At 69.2% G+C, this 18,972-nt stretch carries 20 protein-coding genes; 4 read left to right on the top strand and 16 right to left on the bottom strand.

All coding sequences use genetic code 11. The annotated features are described in order from the left end of the window. From NVS89_RS21865 to NVS89_RS21840, 6 genes are all read right to left on the bottom strand, one after another. The gene (locus NVS89_RS21865) at positions 1-804 is read right to left on the bottom strand and encodes an ABC transporter permease (RefSeq protein WP_258734896.1); all 804 of its coding nucleotides are present in this window, start codon (positions 802-804) and stop codon (positions 1-3) included. Beyond that, positions 801-1,637: an ABC transporter permease gene (locus NVS89_RS21860; protein WP_258734895.1), complete on the bottom strand. Its 837-nt coding sequence runs from the start codon at positions 1,635-1,637 to the stop codon at positions 801-803. The genes NVS89_RS21865 and NVS89_RS21860 overlap by 4 nt, the downstream gene beginning before the upstream one ends. Before the next feature lie 192 nt (positions 1,638-1,829). Continuing rightward, on the bottom strand, positions 1,830-2,990 hold the full coding sequence (locus NVS89_RS21855) for an ABC transporter substrate-binding protein (protein WP_258734894.1): 1,161 nt from the start codon (positions 2,988-2,990) through the stop codon (positions 1,830-1,832). Between the two features lie 84 nt (positions 2,991-3,074). Then, a complete protein-coding gene (locus tag NVS89_RS21850; RefSeq protein ID WP_258734893.1) occupies positions 3,075-3,551 on the bottom strand; it encodes a nucleoside deaminase in 477 nt (158 codons plus the stop codon). Then, positions 3,548-4,984 (bottom strand): amidase family protein, encoded by a 1,437-nt coding sequence (locus NVS89_RS21845; protein ID WP_258734892.1) that lies wholly within the window; start codon positions 4,982-4,984, stop codon positions 3,548-3,550. The genes NVS89_RS21850 and NVS89_RS21845 overlap by 4 nt, the downstream gene beginning before the upstream one ends. A gap of 77 nt (positions 4,985-5,061) precedes the next feature. Beyond that, positions 5,062-5,757, bottom strand: coding sequence for a cyclase family protein (locus NVS89_RS21840; protein WP_258734891.1), 696 nt, complete (start codon positions 5,755-5,757; stop codon positions 5,062-5,064). 461 nt (positions 5,758-6,218) lie between these two features. Between NVS89_RS21840 and NVS89_RS21835 the strand changes: the two genes are divergently transcribed. Next, positions 6,219-7,181, top strand: coding sequence for a LysR family transcriptional regulator (locus NVS89_RS21835; protein WP_258734890.1), 963 nt, complete (start codon positions 6,219-6,221; stop codon positions 7,179-7,181). A 15-nt stretch (positions 7,182-7,196) separates the two neighbouring features. Here the strand turns inward: NVS89_RS21835 and NVS89_RS21830 are convergent, their stop codons facing one another. The 7 genes from NVS89_RS21830 to NVS89_RS21800 all read right to left on the bottom strand — a co-directional run bounded on the left by NVS89_RS21830 (position 7,197) and on the right by NVS89_RS21800 (position 13,659). Beyond that, positions 7,197-7,970 (bottom strand): amino acid ABC transporter ATP-binding protein, encoded by a 774-nt coding sequence (locus tag NVS89_RS21830; RefSeq protein ID WP_258734951.1) that lies wholly within the window; start codon positions 7,968-7,970, stop codon positions 7,197-7,199. Positions 7,971-7,984: 14 nt separating this feature from the next. Beyond that, complete coding sequence (locus NVS89_RS21825; protein WP_258734889.1) at positions 7,985-8,677, bottom strand: amino acid ABC transporter permease; 693 nt, start codon at positions 8,675-8,677, stop codon at positions 7,985-7,987. Then, positions 8,674-9,447: an amino acid ABC transporter permease gene (locus NVS89_RS21820; protein WP_258734888.1), complete on the bottom strand. Its 774-nt coding sequence runs from the start codon at positions 9,445-9,447 to the stop codon at positions 8,674-8,676. The genes NVS89_RS21825 and NVS89_RS21820 overlap by 4 nt, the downstream gene beginning before the upstream one ends. Positions 9,448-9,508: 61 nt before the next feature. Next, complete coding sequence (locus NVS89_RS21815) at positions 9,509-10,393, bottom strand: amino acid ABC transporter substrate-binding protein (RefSeq protein WP_258734887.1); 885 nt, start codon at positions 10,391-10,393, stop codon at positions 9,509-9,511. 74 nt (positions 10,394-10,467) lie between these two features. Further along, a complete protein-coding gene (locus tag NVS89_RS21810) occupies positions 10,468-11,634 on the bottom strand; it encodes an aminotransferase class V-fold PLP-dependent enzyme (protein ID WP_258734886.1) in 1,167 nt (388 codons plus the stop codon). Positions 11,635-11,959: 325 nt separating this feature from the next. Further along, positions 11,960-12,748, bottom strand: coding sequence for an IclR family transcriptional regulator (locus tag NVS89_RS21805; RefSeq protein WP_258734885.1), 789 nt, complete (start codon positions 12,746-12,748; stop codon positions 11,960-11,962). Between the two features lie 140 nt (positions 12,749-12,888). Then, positions 12,889-13,659 carry an AraC family transcriptional regulator gene (locus NVS89_RS21800; protein ID WP_258734884.1) on the bottom strand — a complete coding sequence of 257 codons (771 nt, stop codon included), beginning with the start codon at positions 13,657-13,659 and terminating at the stop codon, positions 12,889-12,891. Positions 13,660-13,776: 117 nt separating this feature from the next. On the opposite strand from NVS89_RS21800, the gene NVS89_RS21795 reads away from it, so the two are divergent. After that, the gene (locus NVS89_RS21795) at positions 13,777-14,994 is read left to right on the top strand and encodes an MFS transporter (RefSeq protein ID WP_258734883.1); all 1,218 of its coding nucleotides are present in this window, start codon (positions 13,777-13,779) and stop codon (positions 14,992-14,994) included. 7 nt (positions 14,995-15,001) lie between these two features. Here NVS89_RS21795 and NVS89_RS21790 read toward each other — a convergent pair whose 3' ends face one another. From NVS89_RS21790 to NVS89_RS21780, 3 genes are all read right to left on the bottom strand, one after another. Continuing rightward, a complete protein-coding gene (locus tag NVS89_RS21790) occupies positions 15,002-15,424 on the bottom strand; it encodes a DUF1801 domain-containing protein (RefSeq protein ID WP_258734882.1) in 423 nt (140 codons plus the stop codon). 100 nt (positions 15,425-15,524) lie between these two features. Continuing rightward, positions 15,525-16,562 carry an HPP family protein gene (locus NVS89_RS21785; RefSeq protein ID WP_258734880.1) on the bottom strand — a complete coding sequence of 346 codons (1,038 nt, stop codon included), beginning with the start codon at positions 16,560-16,562 and terminating at the stop codon, positions 15,525-15,527. A 43-nt stretch (positions 16,563-16,605) separates the two neighbouring features. After that, a complete protein-coding gene (locus NVS89_RS21780; RefSeq protein WP_258734879.1) occupies positions 16,606-17,058 on the bottom strand; it encodes an RrF2 family transcriptional regulator in 453 nt (150 codons plus the stop codon). Between the two features lie 75 nt (positions 17,059-17,133). Between NVS89_RS21780 and NVS89_RS22965 the strand changes: the two genes are divergently transcribed. Both NVS89_RS22965 and NVS89_RS21765 read left to right on the top strand, forming a co-directional pair. Further along, positions 17,134-18,453, top strand: a complete 1,320-nt coding sequence (locus NVS89_RS22965) for a PAS domain S-box protein (protein WP_309486577.1) — start codon at positions 17,134-17,136, stop codon at positions 18,451-18,453. Between the two features lie 95 nt (positions 18,454-18,548). Continuing rightward, positions 18,549-18,959, top strand: coding sequence for a DUF2177 family protein (locus tag NVS89_RS21765; RefSeq protein WP_258734878.1), 411 nt, complete (start codon positions 18,549-18,551; stop codon positions 18,957-18,959). The last annotated feature ends 13 nt before the right edge of the window (positions 18,960-18,972 follow it).

Here is an 18,972-nt window from a genome sequence, read left to right as displayed (position 1 = left end):
TCAGGCTTCCTTGCTGCGGCGGCCGAGCAGCCGGCCGATCAGGATCTGGGCGAGGACGACCAGCGTCATCGAAACGATGAACACGATGGCGCCGATGGCGTTGATGCGCGGGCTCACCTGCCCCTGCAGCATGGCGAGCACCCGCACCGGCAGCGTCTCGTTCACGCCCGACACGAACCAGGCGATCATGAACTCGTCGAAGGAGACGGCGGCGGTGAGGAACAGCGAGGCGAGAATGGCCGGCAGGCAGAAGGGGATCACCACCCCGGTCATGGTGCGCCACGGCGTGGCGCCGAGATTGGCGGAGGCGCCCTCGATGTCGGGATCAAGGTCGGCGAGGCGCATGCGCACCAGCGCCATGGCGAAGGGCGCCGCCAGCACCACATGGCCGACGGTGACGCCGGTGAGCGTACCCGACAGGCCGACGCGCCCCTCGAAGGTGAGCATGGCGACGCCGAGGATCACCACCGGCACGGTCGGCGGCAGCGCCACCAGCGCGGTGTAGGCGATCTTGCCGACGAAGCGGTAGCGATAGTCGACATAGGCGGCGGCGAAGCCGAGGAAGGTGGCGAGCACCGAGGTCGCGCCGGCCACGATCAGGCTGTTGGTCAGCCCGCGCTGGATGCTGGCATCGGCGAAGATCGCCTCGTACCAGCGCAGGCTGAACCCGGCCCAGGGCAGGCTCGGGAAGCGGTCGGCGTTGAAGGAGAACACCACCGTCGACACGATCGGCGCGAAGATGAAGGCGAAGACCAGTGCTGTCCAGGCGATGAGCGCCGCGCGGCGCAGCAGGTTGGCGCTCATCGCCGGCCTCCCCTGCGGCCATAGGCGAGGCCGAGCATGCCGGTCATCACCACGATCAGGGTGAGGATCATGATCGCCGCCACCACCGAGGCGCGCGGCCAGTGATTGCCGGACTTCACCTGATCGGCGATCAGGATCGACAGGGTGGGCGGCTTGGAGCCGCCGAGATAGAGCGGCGCCACATAGTCGCCGAAGGCCAGCACGAAGGTGAAGGTGGCGGCGACGATCAGCCCGACGCGGGCCGAGGGGACGATCACCGTGAGGATGGTGCGCAGGCGTCCGCAGCCGAGATTGTGCGCGGCCTCGATCAGCGTCTTCGGCACGTTCATCAGCGCGAAGGTCTGCAGCAGCACGACCAGCGGCAGGGTGAGCACCAGATAGCCGACCACGGTGCCGGTCGGCGTGTTCAGCACCGAGACCGGGCCGAAGCCGAGCGGCGCGATCAGCGCGTTGATGATGCCTTCCGGGCTGAAGAAGATCTGCGTCGAGTAGATGCGCACCGGGTAGGAGGTGAAGAACGGCACCACCAGCATGAAGATGAGGAAGCGGCGGGTCGCCGGCTTCAGCCGGTAGGCGAGCGTGTAGGCGGCGGGAAAGGCGACGAGGCTCGCGATCAGGGCCGTCAGCGCCGCCAGCCAGAAGGTGTAGACGTAGGCGCTGCGGAAGAAGCCGGCATTGAGGATGAACCGCCAGTTGGCGAGCGTCGCGTCCGGGATCAGGCGGAAGTTCTTCACCGACCAGAAGGTCATCGCCACCAGGAAGCCGAGCGGCGTCACGAAGAAGGCGAGCTGCCACAGCAGCGGCGGCAGCCCCCACACCGCCGCGAAGCGCATGCGGGTCGCCCTGGCCGAGGAGGTCGTTCTCGCCGGAGAGGCCGGCGCGGGGGCCGGAGGGGCGCTTTGATCGGACATGAAGGGTCGCGGCGGCCTGTGCAAGCGTGGGGGGTGACGGATGGGGAGCGGCGGCTGACAGCGCCGCGCCGGGCGGCCCGGGGGGCCGTCCGGCGCGGCTTTCATGCCGTCGCCTCACATCGCCTTGAATTCGGACCAGGCGTCGTTCCAGTCCTCGATCGACTGCTGCACCGGCGTCTGGCGGATGTGGATCTTGCCGTCCTTGTACTCGTCCATGACGTTGCGCTCGTCGAAGGTGAGGCGCAGCGCCTTGGCGTCGGCCGGGTGCTCCTTGTTCAGCACCTCCCACCCCTTCTTGTTGGGGATCGAGGCCCAGTAAGCCGGCAGGATGGCCGAGCGCGCCTGGCCTTCCGGCGAGGAGGCGTACTGGATGAACGCCTTGGCGAGGTCCTTCTTGGTGGAGGAGGAGACGATCGACATCGACTCGGTCCACTGGATGCCGCCCTCCTTGGGGACGGTGGCGGAGACCGGCACGCCGTTCTTCTGCAGGAGCAGAACCACCCAGTCGCCGATGCCGGGGATGGCGGCGGCGGTACCGTTGGTGAGCATCGAGAACTGGTCGGCCATCGAGTAGAAGCCCGACGCCTGCGGCTTCAGCGAGAACATCGTCTTCTTCAGCTTGTCGAAGGCGTCGGCGGAGATGTCGAAGGGCTTGCTGTTGCCGTCATAGAGGCTGAGGCAGCCCATGGTCGGCAGGTACCAGTCGAAGAAGCCGACCTTGCCCTTGATCTTCTCGTCCCACAGCACCTTGTAGGATTCGACGTCCTGCGCGCTCAGCACGTCGGTGCGGTAGGCGATGCCGAGATAGCCGAAGCGGATCATCACCGAATAGAGGTCCTCGCCCACCCAGTGCGGCGGGAAGTGCTGGAATTCCGGCCAGTAGTCGGCGAGCGGGTAGTCGGCGGGGTTCATCTTGTCGATGAAGCCGCCCTCCTGGAGCATGTGGATGTACTCGGCGTCGGCCAGCACCACGTCGAACGAGCCGGGCGGCGACTGGTTCATCAGCGCCAGCATCGGCTCGCCGCCGACATATTCCTTGGCGACGACCTTGACGCCGTACTTGTCCTCGAACGGCTTTACGAAGGCCGGATCGCCGTGGCCCGGCCAGCTCAAAAGGTTCAGCACCTTGTCGTCGGCATAGGCCGGCGCGGGCGCGTTCGCGGCGCCGACCGCGGCGGCACCGGCCAGCGCACTGGCGCCCTGCAGGAAGCGGCGGCGGTTGAGCGGGTGAAGCAGGCCGCGGAAATCCGTGATCTTTCCGTCGAACTCAGTCATGGACGAAGGCTCCATCGGGAAGGTTGTTTGTTTGAAACCGTGCCGACGCTTTTTCCGGTCGACGCGGGCGGAAGGCGCGGCACGTCACAGAAACGGGTCGAAGCTCGGCATGGCGGCCCACTCGTCGAGCACCTCGCGGGCCTCGGGGCCCAGCAGGCGCCGCGCGGGCAGCGCGCGCTCCTCGACATCGGAGCGGACCATGGTGCGCAGCGGCGCGCAGTCGAGGCCGATCTGCTCGCAGTCGCCGAGCGTGTTGGCGTAGTACATCTTCGAAATCTTGGCCCAGAACATCGCGGCGGCGCACATCTCGCAGGGCTCGCAGGAGGTGTAGAGCTCGCAGCCGGACAGGTCCCAGGTCTTGAGGTTGCGGCCGGCGTCGCGGATCGCCTCCATCTCGCCATGCGAGGTGGCGTCGTGGTTGTTGACGACGTTGTTGACGCCCTCGCCGACGATCACCCCGTCCTTGACGATGACGCAGCCGAACGGCGCGCAGCCGTCCGCCCGCATCTTGTCGCGGCTGATGTCGATGGCGCGGCGCATGAAGACTTCTGGCGTGCTCATTGGAGGACCTCGACGGGTACGGGGCGGAAGGCGGGAGGAACGGGATCGAAGGCGGGCCGGACGCGCTCGAGCGCGGCCGCGAGGCGCACCACATGCGCCTCGCCGAGCGCGCGGCCAACGATCTGGAGCCCGACCGGCATGCCGTCCGCGTCGAGCCCGGCGCAGACGCTGGCGGCCGGCTGGCCGGTCAGGTTGAACGGGTAGGTGTAGAAGACCCAGCTCAGGAGGTTGCGCTCGGACAGGTGCGCGGGCATGTCGAGCCCGGCATCGAGCGAGGTCACCGGCAGCACCGGCGAGACCAGCGCGTCGTAGCGCTCGAAGAAGGCGCGCATCTCCTCGCGCAGCGCGTAGCGGCGGAACACGGTCTCGTAATAGGCGCGCATCTCCTGCGACAGCGCGGCCTGCAGCACCTCGGCCACCGCAGGGTCGAGCAGCTCGCGCCGGGTCTCCACCACCTCACGCAGGCGCGTGCCGACGCCGGCATAGAACTCGGCCGCCCACAGATCGGCGGGGTCGGAACCGAACACGGTCTCGACCTCCTCCACGACGGCGCCGAGCCCGGCGAGGCGCTCCACCGCCGCCCGCGTGACGCGCAGCACCTCCGAGTCCGGCCGTGCGTAGCCGAGCGTCGGGCTCCAGGCGATGCGCATGCCGGCGACCGGCGCGTCCACCGCCGCCTCGACGTCGGGCACCGGCCCGGCGACGCTGAACGGATCGCGCGCGTCATAGCCCGCGATCGCGGCGAACAGCATCGCCGCGTCGGCGACGTCCCGCGCGATCGGGCCGACATGGGCCAGCGTCGGCGTCGCCGAGGTCGGCCACACCGGCACCCGGCCGAACTGCCCCTTGATGCCGGCGAGGCCGGAGAAGGCACAGGGAATACGGATCGAGCCGCCGCCATCGGTGCCGAGCGCAAATGGGGTGACGCCCGCCGCCACCGAGGCCGCCGCGCCGGCGCTGGAGCCGCCGGGCGTCTTGTCGAGGTTCCACGGATTGCGGGTGATGCCGGTCAACGGGCTGTCGCCGACCGGCTTGCAGCCGAATTCGCTGGTCGTAGTCTTGCCGATCAGGATGGCGCCGGCCGCCCTCGCGCGCTCGACCGCCGGCGCATCGACGCCGGCAATGTTGTCCGCCATGGCGCGCGAGCCGGAGGCATAGGGCGCGCCCTTCACCGCCATCAGGTCCTTGGCCGAGAACGGCAGCCCGTGCAGCGGGCCGGTCGCCTCGCCCCGCATCACCGCCGCCTCCGCCTCCCGCGCGGCCGCCATCGCCTCCTCCTCGAAGATGAGGAAGAAGGCGTTGAGGCTCGCCTGCGTCTCCCGCGCGGCGTCGAGCGCGGCGCGGGTGAGCTCCACCGGCGAGACCTCGCGCCGGGCGATGCGCGCGCGGGCCTCGCGCGCGCCCAGCCGGGTAAAGGGAGCATGTGCTAGCAAACGGGACATCATCGCCTACCGCGTAGCAAGAAGGGTGCCGTATGCCGGACCGTCAGGCCGGCATACGGCCGGCACTTTCAGTCGACGATGGCGAAGGCGCGCACCGGCGAGCCCGACCCGCCCTTGAACTTCAGCGGCGCCCCGAAGAATTGGAATTCGCCCTTGCCGATCAGCTCTTCCAGATTGACCAGCCACTCCCAGTGGCTGATGCCGAGCTCGCGGCACAGCCGGTGCTGGGCGAAGATGTCGTCGGTCGGCTTGTCGGTCGAGGGCCCCTCGACGCCGTGCATCCGCGAGCCGCGCTCATAGAGCCACCGGGTCGCCTCGGCCGTCAGCAGCGGGTTCTTCCAGACCGAATCGAGGCGCGGATAGTTGCGCTGGTGGAAGCCGGTGCAGAGCAGCACGATGTGGCCGTCGACCTTCACCCCGGCCTTCGCCTCGGCCTCGCTCATGTCCTCGGCGCCGATGTCGCCGAGATCGGGAATGTGCCTGAGGTCGAAGCACACCGCCTTGCCCATGAACATCTCGAGCGGCATCTCGTCGATCGGCGCGCCGTCCGGCTTCACATGGCGGAAGGCGTCGACATGGGTGCCGACGTGGTCGAGCATGGCGATGAAGTTGGTCTGGAACGTCATCGCGTCGCCCGGCACGCCGAGGCCGAGCGCCTTCGAGCTGTCATGGCTCAGATGAGTGGTAATGACCGGGCGCTGGAAGAGCTTGTGCGCCGGCATGTTGTCTTCGATGAGCAAGCTCAGGTCGATGACGCGAGACATGGTCACTCCTTCACGATTGAACGGAAACGCACCGCACGGCACGCGCGGGCGACATCCACTCCCCTGCCCCGCCCGGCAGCCGGCGCCGGGCTCTCGAGGCCGAGCGGCAGCGTCGCGACCAGCGGCTGGCCGCGCCCAAAACCTTGATAAGACACGATTTATTCTCCTGTCGTCGGCAGGATTCGCGGTTCGGCGAGCGTCGTGGCCCGGATCTTCTGGGTGCCTAATCAGGCTAAATATAAGTGGCGCCTATCGACAAAGATTAATTTCCGATGGCTCATATAGGTTTGAGCTATTACAGCGAAACATAGGCAGCGACTATGAGCGCCAATTCTTCCCAAGCCACTGATTTCGCTTCATAGTTTCATATTACCTGTCAATAGTTTGTGCATATGGCCTATTTTTTAGTCGTTTGACAAACGGCCGGGCGGCGGCAGAGTTGGCCGGGAAAGGCCGCCTCCATGGATTTGCGTCAGCTCAAATACTTCGTCCAGATCGCCGAAAGCGGCAATTTCTCCCGGGCCGCGGAAGTGCTGCGCATCGCCCAGCCCTCGCTCAGCCAGCAGATGAAGAACCTCGAAGACGAGCTCGGCGTCGATCTGCTGCTGCGACATGCCCGCGGCGTGACGCCGACCGATATGGGCCAGCAGTTCTACGACCACGCCCGGCGCATCCTGCAGGAGGTCGAGCGCACCCGCGAGGTCGTGCGCTCGCAGTCGCAGAACCCCTCCGGCAAGGTCTCGGTGGGGCTGCCGACCTCGGCCTGCCGGGGGCTTTCGCTGCCCCTCATCAACGCCATGGCCGAGCGCCAGCCCAACATCACGCTGCACCTCGTCGAGGCCATGACCGGCTATCTCGACGACTTCATCCAGATGGGCCGGCTCGACGTCGCGCTTCTTTACGACCACAAGGCGTTCGAGCACGTCGCCTGGACCGAGATGATGGTCGAGGACCTCATGCTGTTCGCCCCGCCCGACCATCCGGTGGCCGGCGAGGGGCAGATCGCCTTCCGCGACATGTTCAAGCTGCCGATCGTGCTGCCCGGCGCGCCCAACGTGATGCGCACGGTGATCGAGCAGTTCGCCGCCCGCCACGACGTCGTGCCCCACGCCACCGCCTGCGACAGCCTGCCGGCGATCGCGCGCATGGTCGGCGCGCGGCGCGCGCTCGCGGTGATGCCGCATTTCGCGTTCGGCGACGAGATGGAGCGCGGCGAGATGGTCGCTATTCCCATCATCGACCCCACCCCGTCCTGGCGGCTCTCGGTGGTGGTCTCCCAGCGCACGATGAACCCGCGCGGCAGCGAGGCCGTCGCCAAGGTTCTCGCCGACGTCATCGCCGAGATGGTGAGCGCCGGCACCTGGCAGGCCAAGCTTCGCGGCGAACGCGCCCGCCCCGACACCCTGCGCGCGGGCGCGCGCTAACGGCGTCCGCGCCGACTAGTGGATCACCTGCCGCAGGAATTCCCGCGCCCGTTCGCTTGCCGGCGCCGAGAAGAAGCGCTCCGGCGTGTCCTGCTCGACCACCGCGCCCTTGTCCATGAACACGACGCGGTCGGCGACCTCGCGGGCGAAGCCCATCTCGTGGGTGACGCAGACCATGGTCATGCCCTCGCCGGCGAGGCCGACCATGGTGTCGAGCACCTCCTTCACCATCTCCGGGTCGAGTGCCGAGGTCGGCTCGTCGAACAGCATGACCTGCGGGCGCATGCACAGGGCGCGGGCGATCGCCACACGCTGCTGCTGCCCGCCGGAAAGCTGGCCGGGATATTTGCCGGCCTGGTCGGGGATCCGCACCTTCGACAGGAAGTGCATCGCGGTCTCGCGCGCCTCCCGGCGGGAGATGCCGCGTGCCTGCACCGGCGCCAGCATGCAGTTCTCGAGGATGGTGAGGTGCGGGAACAGGTTGAAGCTCTGGAACACCATCCCGACCTCGCGCCGCACGGCGGCGATGTCCTTCAGCGCGTCGGTGAGTTCGTGGCCATTAACCACGATCCGCCCCCTGTCGTGCGTCTCGATGCGGTTGAGGCAGCGTATCAGCGTCGACTTTCCCGAGCCCGACGGCCCGCAGATGATGACGGTCTCGCCCCGCGCCACTTCCAGATCGACATGGTTCAGGGCCCGGAAGCCGCCATAGAACTTGGTGACGCCTTCCAGCACGATGGCCGGCTCGGCCTGCGCGGGGCCGGCGAGCCTCGGCGTGGGCAGGTGCATGTTCATCGGTGCGGCTACCGGTTCTGGTTGAGCTGGGTGCGGCGGCGCAGATAGGCGACGAGCTGCGAGGCCGTGCAGCAGATGACGAGGTAGACGGCGGCAACGGCGAGATACATCTCCACCAGCCGGCCGTTGAGCTGCGCCAGCTTCGAGGCGGCGCCGACCAGGTCCGTCAGCGACAGCACGTAGACCAGCGAGGTGTCCTGGAACAGGATGATGGTCTGGTTGAGAATGATCGGGCTGGTGACCCGCACCACCTGCGGCAGGATCACGAAGCGGTAGGTCTTGTAGGTCGACAGCGAGAGCGCCTGCGCCGCCTCGTACTGGCCCTTGCTGACCGAGCGCAGCCCGACCCGGATGATCTCCGAGTAATAGGCGGCCTCGAACAGCGAGAAGGTGATGAAGGCGGTCCAGACCCCGCCGATCGGCATCGGCCGCCCGCCATTCATCAGCGCGCCGAGCATCAGCGGCACCAGGAAGAAGAACCAGAACAGCACGAGGATGAGCGGGATCGAGCGGATCAGCGCCACATAGCCGCGCGCGAGCTGGGCGCCGACCGGCACTTCGAGATGCTGCAGCAGCGCGAGGCCGGTGCCCAGCACCATGCCGGCGGCGAAGGCGACCGCCGTCAGCAGCAGCGAGAAGCGCAGCCCCTGCCACAGATAGGGCAGGTTGTCGAAGACGACGCTGAAGTCGAGCTGGCTCATGGGGAGGCTCCTTCCGGCAGCCGGCGCGCCAGCAGCCGCAGGCTCTTCCTGCGGGCGGGAGGCGCCGTGCCGGGGATCCGCGCCCGCTCGTCGATCCAGCTCATGAGCTGGTAGGCGGCGAGCGCGAGCATGAGGTAGATGATCGTCGCCGCGCCGAAGGCGGCGAAGGTCTGGAACGTCTCCTCGCTGATCTGGCGGGCCTCGGCGGTGAGCTCGAGCAGGCCGATGGTCAGCGCCACCGAGGTGTTCTTGTAGATGCCCATCACCTCGCTGGTCAGGCTCGGCACGATCAGGCGCAGCGCCTGCGGCACCAGCACCAGCCAGTAGGTCCGGCGCTCGGTGAGCCCGAGCGCCGCGGCGGCCTCGCGCTGGCCGGCCGGCAGGGCCTCGAGGCCCGCCCTCACCTGCTCGGCGACGCGCGCGGCGGTGTAGAAGGACAGGCACACCAAAGCGGGGAAGAACGCGCCCCAGGGCGGGGGCATCTGCTTGATCCAGGTGCCGAGGCTCGCCGGCAGCAGCTCGGGCACCACGAAGTACCAGAGGAACATCTGCACCAGCACCGGAATGTTGCGGAACACCTCGACATAGACGCGCGAGAGGATGGCGATGGTCCGGTTCTCGACCGTGCGGCCGATACCGACCACCAGCCCGATCGCGAAGGCGAGCCACCAGCCGAAGAAGGCGAGGCTCAGCGTCCAGCCGAGGCCGGACAGCAGCCAGACGCCGTACATGCGCCCGTCCGAGCCCTGGTCGAATAGCACGGTGAACATCGCGCGCCTCCTTCCGCCCGCCGTGGCGCGGCGCGGTCGGGGGACCGCGCCGCCGGCAGGATCAGTAATCCACGACGTCGCTCGGCTTGGCGACGCGCTCCTTCAGAGCCTCGCTCATCGGGAAGTTGAGGTTCATGCCCTTGGGCGGGATCGGCGACACGAACCACTTGTCGTAGAGCTTGGTGAACTCGCCCGAAGCCATCAGCTTGCCCAGCACGTCGTCGACCGTCGCCTTGAACTCCGGATCGTCCTTGGAGAACATCAGCCCGTAATAGGTCTTGGGGTACTGGTCGGACAGGAAGGCGAGCTTCGCCGGGTCCTTGTACTGGGCCTTCAGGCCGGCGAGCAGGATGTCGTCCTCCATGAACGCCGCCGCGCGGCCGGAGGTGAGCATCAGGAAGGACTCGGCGTGGTCCTTGGCCTGGACGATGCTGAGGCCGAGGCCCTCCTTCTGCGAAATGCCCTGGGCGATGCCGACCGCGTTCGAGCCCTGGGTGACGACGACGGTCTTGCCCTTCAGGTCGGCGGCGGACGTGATGCCGCTGTCGGCCATGGTGAGCCAGGACGGCTGGCTGGCGAAGGTGGACACGCTGAAGCTCACCTGCTCCAGCCGCTTCTTGCTGCTGGAGGTGCCGCCGCACTCGATGTCGATGGTGCCGTTCTGGATCAGCGGGATGCGGTTGGACGAGTTCACCGGCACCAGATTGACGGCGATCTTCTCGCCGAGATCGGCCTCGAGCCGGGTGACGAGCTTCGAGCAGAGGTCGAGCGAGAAGCCGATGGGCTTCTGGTCCGCCCCGAGATAGGAGAACGGGATCGAGGCGTCGCGATAGCCGATGGAGATCGCCTTGTTGGACTTGATGCGGTCGAGCGTCGGCCCGGCCTGCGCGGCCGAGAGCGTCAGCACCGACAGGGCGGCGGCGGAAAGGAACGTGGCCAGTTTCATCAGTTTGGTTCCCTCTGGTTGGTTATAGGGCATTGGCTTGACGGCGGGAGCGGGCGGACCGCGTCCGGTTGCGGCTAGGCGGCCCTCGGCGAGCGTCCGGGCCGGACGCCGCGCTCGCGGACCACGTCGAGGAAGCGGTCGACGTCGGCGGCGGTGTTGAACATGCCGAACGAGATGCGCACGCCGTCGCGCTCGGGCGACAGGCGCACGCCGCGGCTGGCGAAATAGTCGAGCCACTCCTCGGCCGGCAGCGCGGCGACATAGATGTGCGGCGCCCGGTGGGCGCGCGCGCGCGGCCCCACCAGCGCGACGCCGCACGCGTCGAGGCCCTCGATCAGCCGGTCGCCGAGGTCGAAGCAGTGGGCGGCGATGTTCTCGACGCCGATGGAGCCGATGAGATCGAGCGCGGCGCCGAGCGCGTGCGTCGCCGGCAGGTTGAAATTGCCGATCTCGAAGCGGGCGGCCGTGGGCGCCGGCTCGAGGTCGTCCGGCCGGGCGATCAGGTCCGCCGGCGGACGGGCGAGGCTGATGGCGGCGAGATAGGCCGGCTCGAGCTCGGTGCGGGTCCGGTCCCAGTAGAGCAGGCCGAGCCCCTGCGGCACCAGCAGGCCCTTATGGGTGCCCGAGCCGATGAAGGTGGCGCCGACCCGCCTGACGTCGATCGGCACCACGCCGACGCCCTGCATGATGTCGAGCACATAGTAGAGCCCCGCCTCCGCGCACAGCCGGCCGACGCCTTCGACGTCGAAGCGATGGCCCGCATGGAAGGTGACCTGCGACATCGAAATCGCCCGGGTGCGGGCATCGATGTGCGGCCGGAAGCTCTCCGCGTTCACCGTCTCCGTCATCGGCACGAAGCGGACCTCGACCCCCTTCCGGGCGAGGTTGAGGAAGGCGTAGGCGTTGTTGGGGTGGTCGCCATGGACCATCAGCACGTTGTCGCCAGCGGCCAGTGGCAGCGCGTTGGCGGCGATGTTCATGCTCTCGGAGGTGTTCTTGGTGAAGGCGACCTCTTCCGGTACGGCGTTGAGGAACGCGGCGAGCTTCGCCCGCGTCGCCTCCATCCGCTCGATCCAGACCGACTTCGGCCCCGCGGTCTCGTAGGCCTCGTCGATGAAGGTCTCGAGCGCCCGGCGGACCGGGGTCGACATCGGGGTCTGAAAGCCGGAGTCGAGGTAGGTCAGCCTCTCCGCGGCGGGAAACAGCTTCCTCACGGCCTCGACGTCGTAATGCTTCGTCATCATCGTCTCCAATCGGCCGGCGGACCGGCCCCGCCGCGCGGGCGTCGCCTTCCCGATGCCGATGCACTCACCGCGGGCGCTCGCGGGGAGCGGCCGCACTGCACAAAAACGGACCACCCGGTGCCGCCGATCAAAGGATAGGCGAAGGCATCGTTCCGTCCATATGAATGTCATTTTATGAGTAGTTTTTATTCCGATTTATGAGAATTTATTAGATGCGCGACGACCTCTGCCGCGGGATCCGCACGCAAGAGGGCGCACGGCCATGAGGGCGAAGTGCCTGTGTGGTCAAGCTTTCCGGGAAGGTCTCGACGGTCGCGCGGCGCTAGGCGCCGTCGAAGTCGGCGTCCACCTGCAGGATCGTGTCCGACAGCAGCCGGGCGGCCCGCAGCAGCGGCTCGCGGAAGCGCTCCAGCTCCTCGAAGCTCACCCGCGCCACCGGGACCGAGACGCCGAGGCAGGCGAGCAGCGTGCCGTCCGGCGCCTTGATCGGCACCGCGCAGCCGACGACACCCTTCACGAACTCCTCGTTCGTGCGCGCCCAGCCGGCGGCCCGCGTCTCCTCCAGCACCGCGAGCAGGCGGTCCGGGTCGACGATGGTGCGCTCCGTGTGCCGCTCCATCGCCAGCGCGCGCACCAGCTTCTCCCGCGCCCGGGCGGGCAGCAGGCTCATATAGATCTTGCCGGTCGAGGTGCAGTGCAGCGGCGCGCCGTTGCCGGGGTCGAACTGCAGGCCCTGCGGGGCGGTGACGCGCACGCTGTCGACATAGACGACGAGATTGCTGCGCACGATGCCGATCTCGCACTGCTCGCCGATTTCCGCCGCGACGTTCTGCAGGACCGCGTGCCGGCGCGCCGAGCGGAAGGCGGAGCCGATGGTCTTTCCCGCCAGCACCACCAGCTTGTTGCCGACCACATAGCGCCGCGTGCCCGCCGCGCGCTGCAGCAGGCCCCGCGCCTCCAGATTGCCGATCAGCCGGTGCGCCGTCGGCAGCGGCAGGTCGAGATTCTTGGCGATCTCGGCGGCCGACACCGCCTTGAGCTGCCCCGCGACGAACTCCAGCACGGCAAAGGCACGGTCGAGCGGGCCCTCAAGACTGGCGGGCGAGGTCACCTTGTTTCACCTTGAGCGTGGTTTCGGGACGGGATGCGGCACCGGCGCACGCCCCTTATGTCCCCAGTCCCCCCGGCGGGCAAGGCGCCCGGGCGGAACGCCACGCCCGCCATTTCGGCTCGCCGATATCGCCGCGCGGATCAGGAAACGCGCAGATAGGCGCGGGGCGACGCGCCGAGGACCCTCTTGAACATGGTCGTGAACGCCGCCGGGTTGTCGTAGCCGAGGTCGATGGCGATCGTCGTCACCGGCTGGCCGGCGGCGAGGCGCGGCAGCGCCGCCATCAGGCACGCCTGCTGGCGCCAGGCGACGAAGCTCAAGCCCGTCTCGCGCCGGAACAGGCGGGTGAAGCTGCGCCGGCTGAGGCCGAGCGCCTCGCACCAGCCATCGATGGTGTCGTGCGGCGTCGGGCTGCGCAGGAAGCGCCGGCAGCGCGCGGCCAGCGCCGGGCTGGCCGGCAGCGGAAGAGACAGCGGCAGCGAGGGCAGATGGCGCATCTCGTGCTGGATCAGCGTCATCAGCGCCTCGTCGCGCCCCTCCAGCTCGTATTCCGCCGGCAGCGCCACGGCCTCCGCCAGCAGGCTCGCCATCAGCGCCGAGATGCCGACCACCTGGCAGCGCTCCGGCATGCCGTGGATCGCCTCGGGCGCGAAATAGAGGCTGCGCATCCGCACCTCGCCCAGCATCTGCACCTCGTGCACCACGCCGGGCGGAATCCACATGCCGCGCTGCGGCGGCATCATCCAGGTGCCGTGCCGGGTGGTCGCGAGCACCACGCCGGTCGAGCCATGCAGGAGCTGGCCGCGCCGGTGGTGATGCGGCGCGATGACGTGGCCGTCGGGATATTCCGAGCCAAACGCGATCACCGGGCGCGGTACGTCCTCCCGAAGCGTGGTCTCGTTCCGTCCCATCTCGTGGCCCACTCGCGTAAGATATTGACCCTAACGAAGTAGCGGGCCGGCGGCCACCCACTATGTTGGCGGCCGAGGCGCCGGCTGCCCGGCGCGATGGTGGCGAGGAAATTCCCCATGAGCGAGGTCAGTCTGGAGCGGCCGAGGACGGCCGGCGCCACCGTGTTCCCGGTGCTCGCCGGCGCCAGCTTCTGCCACCTGCTCAACGACATGATCCAGTCGCTGTTCACGGCGGCCTACCCGATCTTCAAGGGCGGCTTCGATCTCAGCTTCGCGCAGATCGGCCTGCTGACGCTGGTCTACCAGCTCACCGCCTCGCTGCTTCAGCCGCTGATCGGCATCTATACCGACCGCCGCCCGCAGCCCTATTCGCTGCCCTTCGGCATGGGCGTGACCATGGTCGCGCTGCTGGTGCTCGCCGTCGCCTCCAGCTACCCGATGCTGCTCGCGGCCTCCGCGCTGCTCGGCATCGGCTCGTCGATCTTCCACCCGGAATCCTCGCGTCTCGCGCGTCTCGCCTCGGGCGGTGCGCACGGCCTCGCGCAGTCGATCTTCCAGATCGGCGGCAATCTCGGCGCGGCGCTCGGGCCGCTGCTGGTGGCGTTCTTCGTGCTCCCGCACGGCCAGGCGAGCCTCGCCTGGTTCGCGCTCGCGGCGCTGGGTGGCATGCTCGTCCTCACCGCGCTCAGCCGCTGGTACACGAGCAACGGCCACGCCCGGCCGGCGGCGCGCGGCGGCGCGGTCATCCACCCCGACCTCACCATGAGGCAGGTCGGCGGTGCGCTGTCGGTGCTGTTCTGCCTGATGGTCTCGAAGTGGTTCTACCTCGCGACCTTCACCAGTTACTACATCTTCTTCCTGGTGGGCCGGTTCGGCATCCGCGACGCGCAGGCGCAGATTTATCTCTTCGTCTTCCTCGCCTCGGTGGCGGCGGGCACGCTGATCGGCGGGCCGGTCGGCGACCGGATCGGCCGCAAGACCGTGATCTGGGTCTCGATCCTCGGCGTGCTGCCCTTCGCGCTGGCGCTGCCCTATGTCAGCCTGCCGGCCACCGTCGCCCTCAGCGTCGTCATCGGCCTGCTGATCGCCTCCGCCTTCCCGGCCATCGTGGTCTATGCGCAGGAGCTGATGCCGGGGCGGGTCGGCATGGTGTCGGGCCTGTTCTTCGGGCTCGCCTTCGGCATGGGCGGCGTCGGTGCCGCGGTGCTCGGCGTGCTGGCGGACTGGACCAGCATCGACTTCGTCTACCGCGCCTGCGCCTTCCTGCCGGCGATCGGCGTGCTGGCCGCGCTGCTGCCGAATGTCGACCGGCGCCGGACGGCGGCCGGGCGATAGGCCGCCGTCAGCCGCGCGCGGACTTGCCGGCGGGCTTCTTCTTCCCGAGGTTGAACGCCACCGCTTCCTGGAACAACGCCTTGAAGGCGGCGGCGTCGACCGCCTCGCCCTCGCGGATGTCGATCGCCCGGCGCGTGCCGCCGCCGAAGCCGGCATTGAACAGCCCGGCGGGGTCCTGCAGCGCCGCGCCGTGGGCGAAGGTCAGCTTGACATAGGCCTTGTAGACCTCGCCGGTGCAGACGATCCCGGCGTGCTCCCACACCGGCACGCCGGAGGGGTTGGTGGGCTTCACCCACTTCACCGTCTCGATCACCTCGGGATCGGCCTCGTGGATCAGCCCGCGCATCCGCACCAGCGCCTCGCCGCGCCAGTCGCCGAGGCTGGCGAGCTTCGCGTCGATGCGGGCCGACGACGAATCCTGATCGGTCATGCGTCCCTCGCGATGGTCTTCCGGCCGCGCCGCACCGCGAACGCGGACGCTTCTGGGTAGACGCCGCACGCCTCCCGCGCAACCGTCCCGCCAGCGCGCCTTAGTTTAAGCCACGCGTCAGCACCGCCAGCCAGTCCGCCTCCGTCACCACCCCGACCGGCCGGCCCTCGGGATCGACGATGAAGACGGCATGGACCCGCTCCTCGGCATAGCGCGTCAGCAGGTTGATCGCCGGCGTGTGCGGCGCCGCGGTCGAGGCCGGCGACATGATGTCGGCGACGGTCCGCGCGGAAGGGTCGAGCTCGCGCAGCCCCACCGCACCGACCACGCGCCCTCCCGCGTCGAGCACCGGCAGGCGGCGCACATCCTTCGCCACCAGCAGCGCGCGCGCCTCTTCGGCGGTCGCGGTGGCCGGCACCGAGACGACGTTCGCGCTCATCAGGTCGCGGCAGGCGAGCTGGCGATAGGCGCGCACCAGCGCGCGCTGCTTCAGCACCGCCAGCAGGGTCTCGAGATCCTCGGGGCTGATGTCGAAGGTCTCGCCCATCTCCTCTAGCGCCTGCGCGACGTCGCCGCGATCAAAGGTCCAGGCCGGCGTGTCGGCCGGCTTCGGCGCCGGCGGCCGGTGCGGATAGGCGTGGCCGGACACGCGATGATAGAGCCACGCGCACGCGACCAGCACGACCGCGTTCGCGCCCACCGGCAGCAGCGGCAGCAGGTAGCTCGACGAACTGCCGGCGAACAGCCCGACCAGCGCGGCCGCCCCGCCCGGCGGATGCAGGCAGCGCAGCAGCGACATGGCGGCGATGGCGCCGCCGACGGCCAGCGCCGCGGCGAGCGCCGACAGCGGCATGTAATGCGCGATGACGACGCCGATGAAGGCCGAGATGATGTTGCCGCCGATGGCCGCCCAGGGCTGGGCCATCGGGCTCGCCGGCACGGCGAACAGCAGCACCGCCGACGCGCCCATGGGCGGGACGATCCAGATCAGCGGCGTGCCTTCCTTCGCGGCGAGGCCGGTGATCAGCGCCGTCATGCCGATGCCGAACAGCGCGCCGAGGCTGGCGAACAGACGGTCGCGCAGCGTCGCTCCCGCGAGCATGGGTCGAAACAGCTTGGAACGCGCCGTGGTGGACAAGGTTATCTCCGGTATGTGGTCGGGAAGGGAGGAATGGACCGGCTCAGGCCTGGGCGGGCGTTTGCGCCCGCGCGCGGTCGAGCGTCAGGATCAGGCTGCGGAAGCCCTCCTCGCGCTCGACAAGGTCGGCCAGCGTGCAGCCGTCCAGCACCGCGAAGAAGGCCGCCATCGCCCGGTCGAGCACCGAGGACAGGCCGCACCCGCTCGACAGCGCGCAATGCGGGCAGTCGACGAGATCGAAATCGTCCTCGGTGTGGCGCAGCAGAGCGCCGATTCGGATCTGCCCGGCCGGCCGCGCCAGCCGGAAGCCACCGGCGCGCCCGCGCACGCTGGAGACATAGCCGGCCTTGCCGAGATCGTTCAGCACCTTCATCAGGTGGTTGTGGGAAATGCCGTAGGCCGAGGCGATCTCGGAGATCGAGCACAGCTTATCGCGATGCGCGGCGAGATAGAGCAGCACGCGCATGGCGTAGTCCGAATAGAGGGTGAGCTGCATGGGCGGCCTGTCTGGAAGCTTTCCAGGCGATGGAAACATGTATACCATATACATGATTTATACGGAGGCCAAGCGATGGTTGAGAGCAGGGGCACGACCGGGACGGGGGTGGCCGGCGCCAGCGGCGCGGAGCTCGCGCAGGAAGGCGCGCCGCGTCCCTTCGTGATCGAGAGCCGCCATGCCGAGAGCGACGTCATCACCTCCTTCGTGCTGGTGCCGGCCGATGGCCGCCCGCCCCTTCCCCATGTCGCCGGCCAGCACCTCACCCTGCTGGTCGACCTGCCGGAAGCGGGCCGGCACAAGCGCAAGTTCACCATCTCCAGCGCGCCGGACGGCGCCGGCTACCGCATCTCGGTGAAGCGCGAGCCGCAGGGGCTGGTCTCGCAATGGCTGCACGACAAGGCCGCGCCCGGCGCGCGGATCGAGGTGGCGCCGCCCTCGGGCAGCTTCATCCTGCCGGAGGGGACGCGCCCTGTCGTCATGGTGAGCGCGGGCGTCGGCCTCACCCCGATGGTCGCCATGCTCGAGGTCGCCGGCGCGGCGGGCGGCAGGCCGGGCCTGCACTTCGTCCACTGCACGAGGAGCCGGCGCACGCAGGCGTTCCAGCACCATGTGCGCGACCTCGCCGCCAAGGCCGGGGCGACGACGACCTTCTTCCACACCCGCCCCGAGGAGGGCGAGATCGAGGGCCGCAACTTCGACCTCACCGGGCGCCTGTCGCTCGACTGGCTGGCCGCCCACACGCCGGTCGCCGAGGCGGACTATCTCGTCTGCGGCCCGCTCGACTTCATGCGGACCTTCGTGCCGGGCCTGATCGAGGCCGGCGTGCCGGCGGCGCGCGTGCACTACGAATTCTTCGGCGCCGTCGACGACCTCATGGGCGAGCCTTCCGAGGGCCGGCCCGCCGCCGCGCCGTCGCCGGCGGCGCCCGGCCCCCGCCATGCACGCGCGCTGGCCGGCTTCGCGCGCGAGGCCATCGGCGACGCCCTGCTCGACAGCGCCGGCGACGCCATCGTCGCCAGCGACGCGGCGGGCGACATCGTGCTGTGGAACGCGGGGGCGGAGCGCATCTTCGGCTTCGCCGAGGAGGAGGCGCTCGGCCGCTCGCTCGACATCATCATCCCCGAGCCGTTCCGCGCGCGGCACTGGGAGGGCTATCGCGAGACCGTCGCCACGGGCAGCAGCCGCTACGGCGCCGGCGACCTGCTCGCCGTGCCGGGCCTGCACCGCGACGGACGGCGCCTCTCCATCGAGTTCACCATCGTCCTGCTCAAGGACGCCGCCGGCAAGGTTACCGGCATGGTCGCCGCCGTGCGCGACGTCACCGCCCGCTTCGAGGAGACCAAGGCGCTGAAGAAGCGGCTGGCGGCGCTGGAGGAGCAGGCGGCCGGCTAGTTCCGCCCCCCCGCCGCGAGCCTCCTCCACCCGCCTGATCCGCCGGCCGGCCCCGTTCGTAGAGGTTTCAGGCAACGGATCGGGTGGTCGGACACATGGCATTCCTCATCAGCTATCTGGCAACGGGCATCGTGCTGCTGGCGGTCGACGCCGTCTGGCTCGGCCTGATGGCGAGCCGGCTCTACCGGCCGATGATCGGCGAGCTGATGGCCGACCGGATCAGCCCCGCCCCGGCCGTGCTGTTCTACCTGCTCTACGTGGCGGGCGTCGTCGTCTTCGCGGTGCAGCCCGCGCTCGCCTCGGGCCGCTGGACCACGGCGCTGATGCTGGGCGCCTTCCTCGGCCTCGTCGCCTACGGCACCTACGACCTCACCAACCAGGCGACGCTGCGCAACTGGCCGACGCTGATCACCGTGGCCGACCTCGCCTGGGGCGCGGTGCTCACCGGCATTTCCGCCACTGCCGGCATGCTGGTCACGCGGGCGCTGGCCGGCGGCGCGGGCTGACGCCCGGACGCCG

Origin of the sequence: Ancylobacter mangrovi (assembly GCF_024752355.1) — a bacterium.
GTDB lineage: Bacteria > Pseudomonadota > Alphaproteobacteria > Rhizobiales > Xanthobacteraceae > Ancylobacter > Ancylobacter mangrovi.
The sequence above is the reverse complement of the archived record's forward strand: the minus strand, read 5'-3'. Positions and strand labels throughout refer to the sequence as shown.